Below are 881 nucleotides of genomic sequence, written 5' to 3'. Positions count from 1 at the left end.
TAACCGCATCGCGGAGGATGCGCACTATGTCTACCGCCACGATGAATACGGCAGGCTGACGGAGAAGACGGACCGCATCCCGGCGGGTGTGATACGGACGGACGACGAGCGGACCCACCACTACCACTACGACAGCCAGCACCGCCTGGTGTTCTACACGCGGATACAGCATGGCGAGCCACTGGTCGAGAGCCGCTACCTCTACGACCCGCTGGGACGGCGAATGGCAAAACGGGTCTGGCGGCGGGAGCGTGACCTGACGGGGTGGATGTCGCTGTCGCGTAAACCGGAGGTGACGTGGTATGGCTGGGACGGAGACAGGCTGACGACGGTGCAGACTGACACCACACGTATCCAGACGGTATACGAGCCGGGAAGCTTCACGCCGCTCATCCGGGTCGAGACAGAGAACGGCGAGCGGGAAAAAGCGCAGCGGCGCAGCCTGGCAGAGACGCTCCAGCAGGAAGGGAGTGAGAACGGCCACGGCGTGGTGTTCCCGGCTGAACTGGTGCGGCTGCTGGACAGGCTGGAGGAAGAAATCCGGGCAGACCGCGTGAGCAGTGAAAGCCGGGCGTGGCTTGCGCAGTGCGGGCTGACGGTGGAGCAACTGGCCAGACAGGTGGAGCCGGAATACACACCGGCGCGAAAAGTTCATTTTTACCACTGCGACCACCGGGGCCTGCCGCTGGCGCTCATCAGCGAAGACGGCAATACGGCGTGGCGCGGGGAGTATGATGAATGGGGCAACCAGCTTAATGAGGAGAACCCGCATCACCTGCACCAGCCGTACCGTCTGCCAGGGCAGCAGCATGATGAGGAGTCGGGGCTGTACTATAACCGTCACCGGTACTACGATCCGTTGCAGGGGCGGTATATCACCC

1 protein-coding gene is annotated in these 881 nt (G+C 63.1%); it reads left to right on the top strand.

Annotated features, from left to right (window positions below):
* The coding region (locus RTW80_RS26230) for an RHS repeat domain-containing protein (RefSeq protein ID WP_312721006.1) at positions 1–881 on the top strand (881 nt) is incomplete at both ends.

The sequence above is a fragment of the Escherichia sp. AM3 genome (assembly GCF_032029835.1).
In the GTDB taxonomy this organism is placed as follows: domain Bacteria; phylum Pseudomonadota; class Gammaproteobacteria; order Enterobacterales; family Enterobacteriaceae; genus Escherichia; species Escherichia coli.
Note: the sequence above shows the minus strand (reverse complement) of the source record. Positions and strands in the feature narration are given on the sequence as shown.